Source organism: Micromonospora sp. KC723 (genome assembly GCF_004348595.1).
Taxonomy (GTDB): Bacteria; Actinomycetota; Actinomycetes; order Mycobacteriales; family Micromonosporaceae; genus Micromonospora.
Genome location: NZ_SMKD01000045.1, coordinates 1 through 12,177 on the forward strand (window position 1 = coordinate 1; position 12,177 = coordinate 12,177).

Annotated in this window: 15 protein-coding genes, 1 tRNA gene and 1 pseudogene; 4 read left to right on the top strand and 13 right to left on the bottom strand. The window is 75.1% G+C overall.

Features of this window, described 5'->3' with window-relative positions; all coding sequences use genetic code 11:
• The 6 genes and pseudogenes from E1165_RS12825 to E1165_RS12850 form a co-directional block, all read right to left on the bottom strand.
• Positions 1-186, bottom strand: a pseudogene (locus E1165_RS12825) (hypothetical protein); the annotation flags it as partial.
• Between the two features lie 9 nt (positions 187-195).
• Positions 196-528, bottom strand: coding sequence for a small basic family protein (locus E1165_RS12830; protein ID WP_132391071.1), 333 nt, complete (start codon positions 526-528; stop codon positions 196-198).
• The gene (locus E1165_RS12835) at positions 525-1,475 is read right to left on the bottom strand and encodes a DUF881 domain-containing protein (protein ID WP_132391073.1); all 951 of its coding nucleotides are present in this window, start codon (positions 1,473-1,475) and stop codon (positions 525-527) included. The genes E1165_RS12830 and E1165_RS12835 overlap by 4 nt, the downstream gene beginning before the upstream one ends.
• Entirely contained in the window at positions 1,472-2,113 is a 642-nt protein-coding gene (locus E1165_RS12840) for a CDP-alcohol phosphatidyltransferase family protein (protein ID WP_132391075.1), read from the bottom strand. Before E1165_RS12840 ends, E1165_RS12835 begins: the two co-directional genes overlap by 4 nt.
• A 294-nt stretch (positions 2,114-2,407) precedes the next feature.
• Entirely contained in the window at positions 2,408-2,875 is a 468-nt protein-coding gene (locus E1165_RS12845; RefSeq protein WP_132391077.1) for a MarR family transcriptional regulator, read from the bottom strand.
• A gap of 45 nt (positions 2,876-2,920) precedes the next feature.
• Positions 2,921-4,099 carry a PP2C family protein-serine/threonine phosphatase gene (locus tag E1165_RS12850; protein ID WP_132391079.1) on the bottom strand — a complete coding sequence of 393 codons (1,179 nt, stop codon included), beginning with the start codon at positions 4,097-4,099 and terminating at the stop codon, positions 2,921-2,923.
• Between the two features lie 434 nt (positions 4,100-4,533).
• Between E1165_RS12850 and E1165_RS12855 the strand changes: the two genes are divergently transcribed.
• The 3 genes from E1165_RS12855 to E1165_RS12865 all read left to right on the top strand — a co-directional run bounded on the left by E1165_RS12855 (position 4,534) and on the right by E1165_RS12865 (position 6,191).
• Positions 4,534-5,415, top strand: coding sequence for a universal stress protein (locus E1165_RS12855; protein WP_132391081.1), 882 nt, complete (start codon positions 4,534-4,536; stop codon positions 5,413-5,415).
• A 96-nt stretch (positions 5,416-5,511) separates the two neighbouring features.
• Positions 5,512-5,721, top strand: a complete 210-nt coding sequence (locus tag E1165_RS12860) for a phosphatidylethanolamine-binding protein (protein WP_132391083.1) — start codon at positions 5,512-5,514, stop codon at positions 5,719-5,721.
• Positions 5,718-6,191 (top strand): hypothetical protein, encoded by a 474-nt coding sequence (locus E1165_RS12865; protein ID WP_132391085.1) that lies wholly within the window; start codon positions 5,718-5,720, stop codon positions 6,189-6,191. The genes E1165_RS12860 and E1165_RS12865 overlap by 4 nt, the downstream gene beginning before the upstream one ends.
• Here E1165_RS12865 and E1165_RS12870 read toward each other — a convergent pair.
• Positions 6,188-6,394 carry a hypothetical protein gene (locus tag E1165_RS12870; RefSeq protein WP_132391087.1) on the bottom strand — a complete coding sequence of 69 codons (207 nt, stop codon included), beginning with the start codon at positions 6,392-6,394 and terminating at the stop codon, positions 6,188-6,190. The genes E1165_RS12865 and E1165_RS12870 overlap by 4 nt on opposite strands.
• A 128-nt stretch (positions 6,395-6,522) precedes the next feature.
• On the opposite strand from E1165_RS12870, the gene E1165_RS12875 reads away from it, so the two are divergent.
• Positions 6,523-7,176: a hypothetical protein gene (locus E1165_RS12875; protein WP_132391089.1), complete on the top strand. Its 654-nt coding sequence runs from the start codon at positions 6,523-6,525 to the stop codon at positions 7,174-7,176.
• Between the two features lie 15 nt (positions 7,177-7,191).
• Here E1165_RS12875 and E1165_RS12880 read toward each other — a convergent pair whose 3' ends face one another.
• The 6 genes from E1165_RS12880 to E1165_RS28955 form a co-directional block, all read right to left on the bottom strand.
• Positions 7,192-7,377 (bottom strand): hypothetical protein, encoded by a 186-nt coding sequence (locus E1165_RS12880; protein WP_132391091.1) that lies wholly within the window; start codon positions 7,375-7,377, stop codon positions 7,192-7,194.
• A gap of 65 nt (positions 7,378-7,442) precedes the next feature.
• A complete protein-coding gene (locus E1165_RS12885; RefSeq protein ID WP_132391093.1) occupies positions 7,443-8,711 on the bottom strand; it encodes a hemolysin family protein in 1,269 nt (422 codons plus the stop codon).
• Between the two features lie 15 nt (positions 8,712-8,726).
• Positions 8,727-8,924: a hypothetical protein gene (locus E1165_RS12890; RefSeq protein WP_091574389.1), complete on the bottom strand. Its 198-nt coding sequence runs from the start codon at positions 8,922-8,924 to the stop codon at positions 8,727-8,729.
• Positions 8,925-8,928: 4 nt separating this feature from the next.
• Positions 8,929-10,752 carry a selenocysteine-specific translation elongation factor gene (gene selB, locus E1165_RS12895; RefSeq protein WP_132391095.1) on the bottom strand — a complete coding sequence of 608 codons (1,824 nt, stop codon included), beginning with the start codon at positions 10,750-10,752 and terminating at the stop codon, positions 8,929-8,931.
• 1 nt (position 10,753) lies between these two features.
• On the bottom strand, positions 10,754-12,052 hold the full coding sequence (selA, locus tag E1165_RS12900; protein WP_132391097.1) for an L-seryl-tRNA(Sec) selenium transferase: 1,299 nt from the start codon (positions 12,050-12,052) through the stop codon (positions 10,754-10,756).
• A gap of 23 nt (positions 12,053-12,075) precedes the next feature.
• Positions 12,076-12,171: transfer RNA gene (locus E1165_RS28955), tRNA-Sec, on the bottom strand.
• Positions 12,172-12,177 lie beyond the last annotated feature (6 nt).

Below are 12,177 nucleotides of genomic sequence, written 5' to 3' on the forward strand. Positions count from 1 at the left end.
GTCCACCGGCGCGCCACCGCCGTCGTCGTCGCCCTCCCGCGGCTCCGCCGCCGGCGCCAACGGACTGATCTCGTCCGGGTCCGGTGCCTGCGGCCGCGGATCCGGCTCCCCGGCCGGCCCCGCCGGGCGCCCCGGATCGGCCGGCTCCGGCCACCCCGTCCCGGTCTCCCGCTGCTCCTCGTCCATCCCAGAAACCTACGCCCGGAACAGGTGACGACGGATCGCCGCCACGTTGCCGAAGATCCGCACCCCGAGCACGACCACCACACCGGTGGACAACTGGCCGCCCACCCCCAACTGGTCACCCAGGTACACGATCAGACCCGCCACCAGCACGTTCGAGATGAACGACACCACGAACTGCTTGTCGTCGAAGATCCGGTCCAACTTCGCCCGCACCCCACCGAACACCGCGTCCAACGCGGCCACCACCGCGATCGGCAGGTACGGCTGCAACCCGGCGGGCACGGTCGGATCCAGATAGATCCCGAGCACCACACCGACGAGCAACGCCAGCACCGCGATCATCGGACACCTCCGGAAGGACTGAGCGACGTCGCCGGACCCGACGGCCCGGGACTGGACGAACGGTTCGCGGCCGAACCCGACGGCGACGGACTCGGATCGACCGACGGCTGCGCGTAGCGTAGTCGCGGCTCCGGCGCCGCCGGCAAGGTGAGGCCCTCGGCCTCCCGCACCTCGAACGACAGACCGGTCTGCTTCGCCACCCGACGCATCAGGTACGCCGACCGGCTCTCCTCGAACCTGTCCCGCATCGACGCCGGCCCGATCGCCGACACCTCGTACGGACTCGTCACCGGCCGGAAGTCCACCAGGATCGCCGCGCCCGCCGACCGGATCGTCGATGTCGCCGTCAACCGCTGCCCGTTGACCGCCACCGCCTCCGCGCCCGACGCCCACAGGTCATTGGCCACCTTCTGCAGGTCGGAGTAGATCACCCGGTCCGGGCCCGCATCCGAGTCGCCGGTCACCGCGTCGCCCTCCTTCGGCGCCGCGTCGACCAGCCGCACCACCACACCGTCCCCGCGTACCCGCCCCAGACCGGTGCCCGCCTCCAGGCTGCGCAACCGGGCTGCCTGCGAACCACCCAACGCCGCGTCCCGCTGCCGGTTCACCTCCTCCCGCAGCCGATCCGCGCGGGCGGTCATCTCGTCGGTCTCCGCCTCCCGCTGCTTGATCTGCGCGATCAGCCCGGCGCGGGCCTGGCTGCGGCTCGGCTCCTCGGCGAGGGTCTCCCGGTACGCCACCGCGAACAGGAAACCCACCACCGCCACCACCAGGACGCTGACCGCCCGCGCCGAGGTGGCACGCCACCCGGACGGGCCCGGCGACTCCCGCCGCCGGGCCGCCGTGTCGGCGTACCCCGGATCCAACGGGTTGCGGAACAGTTCGGTGAGGAAGTCCGGGGTGAACGCGCGCGGCGGACGACCGCCGGATTCCGGGCCGCCGCTCATGCCGCTGCTCCCCCGGACCGGGCGCGGGTCACGCGCACCAGCCGGCCCGCCTGGATCACGTACATCACGCCGGCCACCCAGTAGAGCACCAACCCCCACCAGGCCAGCCCCCAGCCGATCGCGGAGGCGGCCGTCGCCACCGCCGGGACCGAGGCGGCCAGCAGCAGGATCGGGAAGGCGGCCAGCAGCAGGAAGGTCGCCGTCTTGCCCACGTAGTGCACCGGCGGCGGGCCGTACCCGTGCCGGCGGAGCACCGCCAGCGAGCCCAGCAGCAGCAGCTCCCGGGCCAGCAACGCCGCGGTGAACTGCCACGGCACCACCGCGCGGGCGGTGAAGGCGAGCAACGTGGCCAGGATGTACAGCCGGTCGGCGAACGGATCCAACAGCTCGCCGAGACGGCTGACCTGGCCGAGCCGCCGGGCGGCCCAACCGTCCACCCAGTCGGTGGTGCCGCCCACCGCGAGCACCACGATCGCTGCCACGTCGGCCTTCACCACCAGGAACAGGTAGAGGAACAGGGGCACGCCGAGCAACCGGACGAAGCTGATCAGGTTCGGCAGGGTCAGCACCCGGTCGGCGGCGACGGCGATCCCGCCCGAGCCCCGCGGGTGCCCTGCCCGAACCGGCCGACGCGACACCGAACCTCCCTCCGCAGCACGCACCGCGTGCCCGGTGGGGCACCTCTCTGGGACGTGCGCGCTGACGGGCCGGCCACGCCGGCGCCTCGGCGATCCCGGTCTGGGACCTCCCCTGGTTGCCGGTGGTGGGCCAGTGGCCGTGGCCGGCGAGTTTGCGCAGCCACTATATCGGGCTCACGTCTTCGGTCCCGGTGCGCGCGTTCGTGCCGTCGCCGGTTGCCTTCTGTGTGGTGCGTCACCACCCGTAAAGCGTCCTAGGATACTATTGGTGTGATCGGGATGTGTGGAGGAAGGTCAGGCGGTGCGGGCCGCAGCGTCGGTCGGCGCGGCGGATCCGGCCTCGGCCGCCTGCGCGAAGGCCACCAGGGCCAACAGCAACTCGTGCTGCGTCCGCTGCGGCATCCGGTCCAGCACCGCCTGCACCGCCCGGTGGCGGCGCTGCTTCAGCTCCCCCAGCAGGGTCTCCGCCGCCGCGGTGGGCATTAGGCGGACCTCCCGCCGGTCGCGGGGGTCCGCCACCCGGCGCAGCAGGCCGGTCGCCTCCAGCCGGTCGCAGAGCCGGCTCGCCGACGACGGCACGACGTCCAGCAGCTCGGCGAGCCGGTTCACATTGGTCTCCGGCCGTTCGGTGATCAGGGAGAGCACCCGCAACTGGGTCGGCGAAACGCTCATGTGATGCCGCGAGGCAGCCGACTCGAGCACCCCGATCAGGGCCTCGGCCGCCGCGTCGATCGCCGCCGCAAGATTCGGAGGTCGCTCCACCCGCTGTGTCCCCTGCGATTGTCCGCTCGTACGTGGCCCGTCGTCTCACCGCCCGCCCGGACCGCTGGCCCCGAGCCAGTCCAGGCAGACGACGACGGCGTCGTCACGCAGGTCGGCCTCGGCGTGGTAGGCGAACAGCTCGCGCATCACCGTACCAACAGCCTCGGTCGCCGGCTGCAACCGCGTCGACCGCATCGAGCGCGCCATGGCCCGCTCGCCGTACGCCTCCTGGTGACCCGGCCGCGCGGCGTACACCCCGTCGCTGACCACGAACAGCCGGTCACCCGGTTCCAGGTCGAACTCCTGCACCGTGTAGCGGGTCTCGGCGAACATGCCCAACGGCAGTTGCTGCTCCAGTCCGATCCGGGTGACCACGGTGCCGCGCAGCCGCAGCAGGTACGGCGAGCCGGCGTCCACGGCGCGGACGCGCCCGGTCGCCGTCTCCACCGCCAGCAGCAACGTGGCCACGTGCCGCCGCCCACGATGCTGGTAGAAGATCGTGTCCGAGGCCAGCTCGGCCTGTTCCACCAGGCCGCCATCGGAACGGCGGGCGTTGCGCAGCGCGTTCACGGTCAGGGCGGTGAGCAGGGACGCGCCGATCCCGGTGCCGGTGCCGGTGAGCACGCTCAGGGTGAGCAGCCCCTCGTCGACCGCCCAGTCGAAGTGGTCACCACCGACCGTGTAGGCCGGTTCGAGCTGCCCGGCCAGCAGGAACGACTCATGCCGGAGGCTGCGCCCCGGCAACAGATCCCACTGCATCTCAGCGGCCATGCTCAGCCGTTCCCGCCGCCGTACCCGCCGGTAGCGGTCGGTATCCCGGTCCGCGGCGCGCAGCGCGGTGGCGAGGTCGCCGGCGACCTCGCCGAGTCGGGTGACGGTGTCGGCCCGCGGCGGGGCGGTCAACTCGACCAGCAACACCCCCAGCCGCTCACCCCAGGCGGTCACCGGCATCCAGAGCCGGCAGCGGCCGTCGTCCCGGACGTCCAGCACGGGCTGCTGGCTGCTGAAGCAGCGCTGTGCCTGGCCCTGACAGGCGAGGAAACCGGCGTCCGGCAGCTTCGGATCGAGCACCGGCCAGAGCCCGCTGATCCGGTAGTCGGCGAGGAACACGTCCACCCGCGACGCGTCCAACAGCAACCGCAGGGCCCGGTCGGCGGCTTCCACCAGCTGGTCGGGTGGGGCCGCGCGCAGCGCACGGGACACCGCCGCGGACGCGTCCGGCATGTTCGTCCTTCCGAGGGATTCTTGCTGTAGGGCAAGAATCATACGGAGGCTCCGACCGGGCAGCGCACCGACCGGGGGCAACGCGTTGGCCAGCATCAGGGCGAGGAGCAACCCCGCCGGCCTGACCGCCAGCCCGCCGTGGAACGCGTCCGGCACCGCCGCCGGGTAGCCGCGCGACCGCCACCGCGCCACCGGGACGACGCCGTCGGGCCACCTGGCGCACGTTCCCCTGGTGGGCAGGCCGGTGCCGAGGACCAGAAACCGTCGACACCGCTGCCGGCGACCGCCGTCACCGCCCGACCGAGGACGGCCCGCAGGTCCTGAGATCGCCGCGCACGGGTCGTACAACCCTCCAAAGGCGCGGGCGGTACTACCGGTATCGGCCCGGTGACACCACGTGGACCGCGATACTGACCGGCAGGAGGTGGGTGGGCGTGAACTCGGCGGACGGCGCGGCGGTCGTGGTGGGCGTGGACGGATCGGAGCCGGCGCTGCGGGCCGTCCGGCTCGCCGCCGCCGAAGCGGACCGCCGACGCCGGCCGCTGCGGGTGGTGCACGGATTCATCTGGCCCCTGCTGCGGGTGCCCGTCGGTCGGCCTCCCGACGGCCCACCCGGTAGCGGGCTACGCCACCAGGCCGAGGAACTGGTGGCGCGGGCGGTCGCCGAGGCCGAGGCGACCCGGCCCGGGCTGCGGACGACCGGAGAGATCATCGACGGTGAGGCGTCGGCGGTGCTGCTGGGTGAGTCCGCCACCGCGGCGATGATCGTCCTGGGCGACCGGGGACTGGGCGGATTCACCGCCCTGCTGGTCGGCTCGGTCGCCGTCCAGGTCACCACGTACGCCGACTGCCCGGTGCTGGTCGCCCGCGGCGAGGAGCGGCCCGACGGGCCGGTGGTGGTGGGGGTCGACGACTCCGCGCTGTCCCGGTCCGCCGTGGACTTCGCCGCCGAACAGGCCGCCCTGCGGGGCACGACCCTGCACGCGGTGCACGCCTACCGGTACCCGGCCTCGGCGGGCCCCGGCGACATGCGGCCCCTGGTCTACGACCAGAACGAACTACGCGACGAGGAACAACGGGTACTCACCGAGTCTCTCGCCGGCATCGCGGAACGCTACCCGGACCTGCCGGTCACCCGGGACATGGTCCGGGACCGGCCGGTGCCCGCGCTGACCGCCGCGTCGCGCCGCGCGGCGTTGGTGGTCGTCGGAGGCCGGGGGCGCGGCGAGTTGAAAGGGCTGCTGCTCGGCTCCGTCAGCCACGGCCTGCTGCACCACAGCGCCTGCCCCGTCGCCGTCGTCCGCGCACCGGACTGAGTCACCGTCGTCCGCGGCGGCTGAGCGGTTGGCGCGCGCCCAGACGGGTAGACGGCCCGGGTACGGCACACGGTGACCGCGACCGAGGAGGCGGCGATGCCAGGACCACGGCCCGGAAGCAACGCCTACGACAAGGAACGGGCACGGCTGCGCGACGTCATCGAGCAGTCCGGCCGGGCGGCCGACCAGGAGGCGAACCAGGTCGCCAACCGGATTCTCCAGGAGGATCGCGGACAGCGGGGCGTGGTCCGGGGCGACCGGACCTTCGGCCCCAAGAGTGAGCGCGAGCCCGGCGACCCGAAGTGAGAGGATCCGCCCTGGTCGACGGCGCCATCGCCGGCACGGTCGGCAGCGCGGCGTTGAACGTCGCCGGCTACCTGGACATGGCGCTGCGGGCCCGGCCCGCGAGCGACACCCCGCAGCGCAGCGCCGGCCGGCTGACCGAGGTGACGCACCTGGACCTCGGTCCCGAGGACCGGGCGGCCACCCGTCGCTCCGGCCTCGGGCCGCTGCTCGGCTACGGCATGGGGGCCGCCGTCGGCGCGCTCTTCGGGGCCGCCACCGGCGGCAGGACGAACGCGACCGTCGCGACGGTGCTGCTCGGCGGCGCAGTGATGGCCGTGTCCGCGGGGGCGATGGCGGCGCTGGGCGTGACCGACCCGCGCCGGTGGGGCAGGGGCGACTGGGCCACCGACATCGTGCCGCACCTGGCGTACGGGATGGCGGCCGCAGCCACCTGGAACCGGCTGCGGCCGCCATCGGGGCGGGGTCGTTAACCCCGTGCGTCGCTGTCGTCGTCAGCCACCGGCTCACCGGTTGGGCCGTACGGCGACACCTGTCCCTTCGGGACGGGCCTGCCCCGGTCACCCGTCGAGTGGGTCTTGTTGCGCGGATGCCCGGTCGGTCGGGGGCCCTTGCTGTCCTGGCTGGTGGCTCCCTTGTCGTTGCGGCGGAACTCCTCCTGCTGCGGTTGCACCACGTGTCTCCTTCCGGTGGGAGCACGCGACCGGCGAGGCCGCGCACCGGTTTTGCATACCCGCCGGTGTGGCCCGCATTCTCCCCGCCGCCGGCCCGGCTGAACCGCCGCGCAGCGGGTAGTCCAGACCGATGGACGACGTACACCGGGTGGTCCGGGCGCTGCTGGACCGGCAGGCCCGCACGTACGCCGAGGAGGCCGGCATCCGCCTCACCGACCGGCCCGGGCCGCTCTACCAACTGCTGGTGCTCGCCACGCTGCTCAGCACCCGCATCCGGGCGCGGGTGGCGGTGGCCGCCGCCCGGGAGCTGTTCGCCGCGGGGTGGCGGACCCCGCAGGCGATGGAGGCGGCGAGCTGGCAGGAGCGGGTCGACGCCCTGGGCCGCGGGCACTACCGCCGCTACGACGAGCGGACCGCGACGATGCTCGGCGCCGGGGCCCGGCTCTGCCTGGACCGCTGGCACGGTGACCTGCGGCGGTTGCACCGGGAGGCCGACGGGGAGGCGAGCCGGCTACGCCGGCTGCTGACCGAGTTCCCCGGCATCGGTCCGACCGGCGCGGACATCTTCCTGCGCGAGGCGCAGGCGGTCTGGCCGGACGTGCGACCGTACGCCGACCGCCGCACCCTGGCCGGGGCGAAGCGGCTGGGACTGCCGGCCAACCCGCGCGGGTTGGCCGGGCTGGTCAGCGAGGCGGACTTCGGTCGGCTCGCCTCGGCGCTGGTGCGGGTCGCGCTCGGCGAGGAGTCCGCCGGTGAGGTCAACCGGACTGCGGCGCTGCGCTGAGCGGGCCGGACGCCGTCACTTGACCGGCTGGCCCGGTTTGGTCAGGTGCCAGACCAACAGGGCGGCCAGCAGGGCGAGCAGCGCGATCCCGCCGGAGATCCCGCCGCCCTCCGCGGTGGAGTCACGGCCGGTCACCCCGAAGTAGATCACCGCGAGCCCGGCGAGCACCGCCAGGAACGTCCGCACGCCACGGTCCCTCACGCCCCGGACGGTACGCAGCCCGACGGTTCGGCCGCGCGGTTGCGGCGGTGGTTCACCCGTCCGGGTCAGCCCACGACGGCCGGGCCCCGCACCCGGACCCGGCGCACCGCCCGGTCGGCCACCTCGACCACCTCGACGGTGAGCCCGGGCAGCCGCACCGTGTCCCCCGGGCCGGCCGGCAACCGCCCGAGGCCGGCCAGGACCAGCCCGGCGACCGTGGTGTAGTCGCGTGACAGCGGGAAGGTCAGCCGCACGCCGACGTCCGGCAGGTCGTGCAGCGGGAAGTCCCCGGGCAGCAGCAACGCCCCGTCGGCCTCCCGGACCACCCCGCGCACGTCCCGGTCGGTCTCGTCGTACAGCTCCCCGACCACCTCCTCCAACAGGTCCTCCATGGTGACCAGGCCGTCGACCCCGCCGTACTCGTCGACCACCAGGGCGAGCTGCTCGTGGCGCTCGCGCAGCTGCCGCATCGCCTCGGCGACCGGCAGTGTGCCGGGCAGCAGCACCGGCGGGCGGGCCCGCCCGCCGGCGGTGTCCCCGTCACCGCCGATCAGGTCCCGGATGTGCACCACGCCGCACACGTCGTCCAGCCCGCCGGGACCGACCACCGGCGCCCGGGACCGGCCGGCGGCGGCGAGCCGCCGCATCGCCTCGGACGGGGCCAAATCGGCGGGGAGCATGGTCACCTGCCGGCGGGTCACCAGCACCTCGCGCAGGGTGCGCCCGGCGATGTCGAAGGCCCCGGCGAGGATCTCCCGCTGCTGCGAGGACAGGCCCTGCTGGCTGACCAGCATCTCCCGAAGTTCGTCCTCGGTCACCTCCGCCCGGCTGGCCCGAGGGTCGCCGCCGGCGAGCCGGACCAGCAGGTCGGTGCTGCGGCTGAGCAGCCACACCGCCGGGCGGGACACCCCGGCCAGCAGGTCCAGCGGGAACGCGGCCAGCAACGCCCAGCGTTCCGCCCGCTGCATCGCCAACCGCTTCGGCACCAGTTCCCCGGCGACGAGGGTGACGAAGGTGAGCAGCACGGTCACCAGCACCACCGCCGCCGGGCGGGCGGCGGCACCGAGGAACCGCAGCGGACCGACCAACGGCTCGGCGAGCGTGACCGCGGCGGCCGCCGAGGCGAGGAAACCGGCGAGGGTGATACCGAGCTGGATGGTGGCCAGGTAGCGGTTCGGTTCACGCGACAGCCGGGCCAGCCGGACGCCGGCCGGACCCGCCCGACCGAGCCGGCGCAGCTGCCCCTCGCGGAGCGTCACCAGGGCCATCTCGCTGCCCGACAGGGCGGCGTTGACCAGCACCAGCACGGCCACCAGCGCGAGCTGACCGCCCATCGCGCCCCTTTCCGGTCAGTCGGTCTCCAGGTCGTCCAGGGAGATCGCGTGGGTCATCAGCCAGCGGGCCAGCGCCGCCATGCCGAACAGCCACAGCGGGGCGGACTCGGTGGTGCCGTTGGTGGCGAAGATGGCGAACCTCAGGTCCGGCGCCCGGTAAGCCTCGATCCGCCAGCGGTGGTTCTTGTCCCGCCAGACGGCCGAAGGGTCCATGGCGTCACGGTAGGCGACGCGGCGGCACCGGCACAGCGGCTTCGGCGCAGACGCCCGGTACGGCGCCGGGCGGCGGCACGACCACCTGACGGGCGTCGTCGGGTAACCGCCGGGTGGCCCCGCGCCGGTCCAGCAGCTCCAGCAGCGGCACCGCCACCCGGCGGGTGGTGTCCAGCGCCTGCCGGGCGGCGCTGAGCGTGAACGGCTGCGGCAGGGCCGCCAGCACGCGGACCGCCTCGTCGAACGCGCCGGGCAGCAGCACCACGTTGTCGGCGAGCTTGAGCAGCGCGCCGGCGCGGACCGCCGCGCCGATCTCGCGGGAGCCGAGGCCGAGGGCGGCGAGCCGGTCGGCCCCGGGAGCACGGAACGGGTGCTCGGCGTACTCGGCGCGGATCCGCCGTACCGCCCGGGCCACCGGCTCCGGCAGCGTGTCGACGGGCCCGGCGGTCACCCGGCCGGCGCGCAACGCCAGCGGCGGACGCACCAGCGCCTCGACCAGCGCCCGGTCGGGCAGGGCCAAAAGGTGCCGCAACGCCTCGACCGGCACGCCGGGCTCCAGGGGATGCGCGCGGGCGTACCGGACGGTCTCCTCGACCAGTCGGGCTCCCAGCCGCCGCCAGTGGTCCGGGTCGGCGAGCCAGTCCCCCGCCACCGGGTCGGCGGTGACCGTGACACCCATCCGGGTCAGCTCCGCCGCCCGGACCAGGCCCCGGCGGCGCAGCTCCCCGGCCAGGTCTGCTCGCCCGTCGAGGCCGGCGAGCGCCTCGGCCCGGGCGGCGGCGGCACCCCGGCGGGCCAGCGGCGGCGGGTCCACGTCCAGCACGGTCACCCCACCCACCACGTGGTGCCGGCCGGGGTCGCGCAGCAACGCCCGGTCACCGACGAGCAGCGGCAGCGCCCGGGCCAGCCGCAACCGGACGGTGTCGACGCCGAGCGGGCGCACCCGCACCGGCACGGCCGCCGAACCGACGTGCAGGGTGAGCGCGGCGGGCAGGTCGGCGGCCGGATCACCGGCCAGCCGCACGTCGAGCAGCGCGGTCAGCCGGAACCGGCCGGGTGTCAGCAGGGCGTCACCCCGGGCCAGCCGGTCCTTCGGCACGCCGCGCAGGTTGACCGCCACCCGGGCCACCGCCTCGACCCGGTCGCGGGCCTCGCCCAGCCGGTGCAGGCCACGCACCCGCACCGGTTCGCCGGTGGCGGCGAGTTCGAGCTGGTCATCGACGCGCAGCCGGCCGCCGCCGAGAGTGCCGGTGACCACCGTGCCGCTGCCCCGGATGGTGAACGACCGGTCCACCCACAGCCGCACCGGGGCGTCCACCGCCGCCGCCGGCAGCCGCGCGACCAGCCGGTCCAGGGCGGCACGCAGCTCGGGCAGGCCTGCGCCGGTGACGCCGCTGACCGCGACCGCCTCGACCTCGCCGAGAGAGGTGGCCGCGAGTTCGGCCCGCGCCACCTCGATCGCCGGCCCCGGGTCGGCCAGGTCGGCGCGGGTCACCGCGAGCAGGCCGTACGACACCCCGAGCGCGTCCAGTGCGGCCAGGTGCTCGGCGGACTGCGGCATCCAGCCCTCGTCGGCGGCCACCACGACCAGGGCGGCGGGCACCGGCCCGACCCCGGCGAGCATGTTCGGCACGAAGCGTTCGTGTCCGGGTACGTCGACGAGGGCGACGGTGCCGCCGGAGGGCAGGGCGGTCCAGGCGAAGCCGAGGTCGATGGTCATGCCCCGGCGGCGCTCCTCGGCCCACCGGTCGGGTTCCATCCCGGTCAACGCCCGCACCAGCGTGGACTTGCCGTGGTCGACGTGCCCGGCGGTGGCGACCACGTACATGTCAGCCGGCCGCCCGCCGCACCGCGCCGCTCAGCGTGTCGTCCGAGGCGGCCGGCACGCAACGCAGGTCCAGCAGGAGCCGGCCACGCGCCACCCGGCCGAGCACCGGGGGGTTGCCCCGGCGCAGCGGCTCGGCGTACGCCTCGGGCAGGCTGACCGCCCAGGACTCCAGGTCGACGCCGGGTGCGCCGCCACCGCCGACCACGGCGACGTTGGGCACCACCTCGGCCGGGCAGCCGTCCGCGGCGAGCGCGTCGCGGAGCCGTTCGGCGCGTCCGCGAAGCGCGGTCGGGTCGGCGTGCAGGGCGGCCCGGGTGGGCGTGTCGGGCCCGTGCAGGGTGGCGGCGAGCGCGGCCAGGGTCAGCTTGTCGACCCGCAGCGCCCGGGCCAGGGGGTGCCGGCGCAGCCGCTCGACCAGGTCGGCGTCGCCGAGCAGCAGCCCGGCCTGCGGGCCGCCGAGCAGCTTGTCGCCGCTGGCGGTCACCAGTGCCGCGCCGGCGCGCAGGGTGGTGGCGGCGTCCGGCTCGGCGGGCAGCAGCGGGTCGGGGGCGAGCAGACCGGAACCGATGTCGGCGACGACCGGCACGCCGAGGGTGGCCAGCGCCCGCACCGGCACGGCGGAGGTGAAGCCGGTGACGACGAAGTTGGCCGGGTGCACCTTGAGCACGAAGCCGGTGTGCGGGCCGACCGCCCGGGCGTAGTCGTGCAGCGCTGTGCGGTTGGTGGTGCCGACCTCGCGCAGCCGGGCGCCGGTGCTCTCCAGCAGGTCCGGCAGGCGGAAGCCGTCACCGACCTCGACCAGTTCGCCCCGGCTGATCACGATCTCCCTGCCGGCGGCGAGCACGGTGGCGGCGAGCACCAGCGCGGCGGCGCCGTTGTTGACCACGTGCACGGCGGCGGCGTCGGGCACCGCGGCGGCGAGCGCGTCCAGGGTGTCCCGTCCCCGCCGGGCCCGCCGGCCGGTGGCCAGGTCCAGCTCCACGTCGGTGTGCCCGGCCGCGGCGACCAACGCGTCGACGGCGGCGGCGGACAGCGCCGCCCGGCCGAGGTTGGTGTGCAGCAGGACGCCGGTGGCGTTGAGCACCATCCGGGGCGTGGGCGCGGGCAGCGCGGCCAGCGCGGCGGCGCGGACCTGCTCGGGAGTGATCTCACCGCGCCGGGCGCGGTGCTGGGCGGTGACGACGGCGGCCTTGACCCGGTCCCGGCCGAGGGTGGCGACAGCGGTGGCCAGGTGGGGGTCGGCGAGCAGGGCGTCGGTGCGCGGGACCCGCCGCCGTGGGTCGGTCGCCGCCTCGGCCATGCGTGTCAGCCCTCCGTGTGACGTGGCGGAGACGGACGGGAATCGAACCCGCCTGGCCCGGGTCCCGGACCACAACAGCTTTGAAGGCTGCGAGGGGCACCAGCCGCCTGAACGTCTCCGTCCAG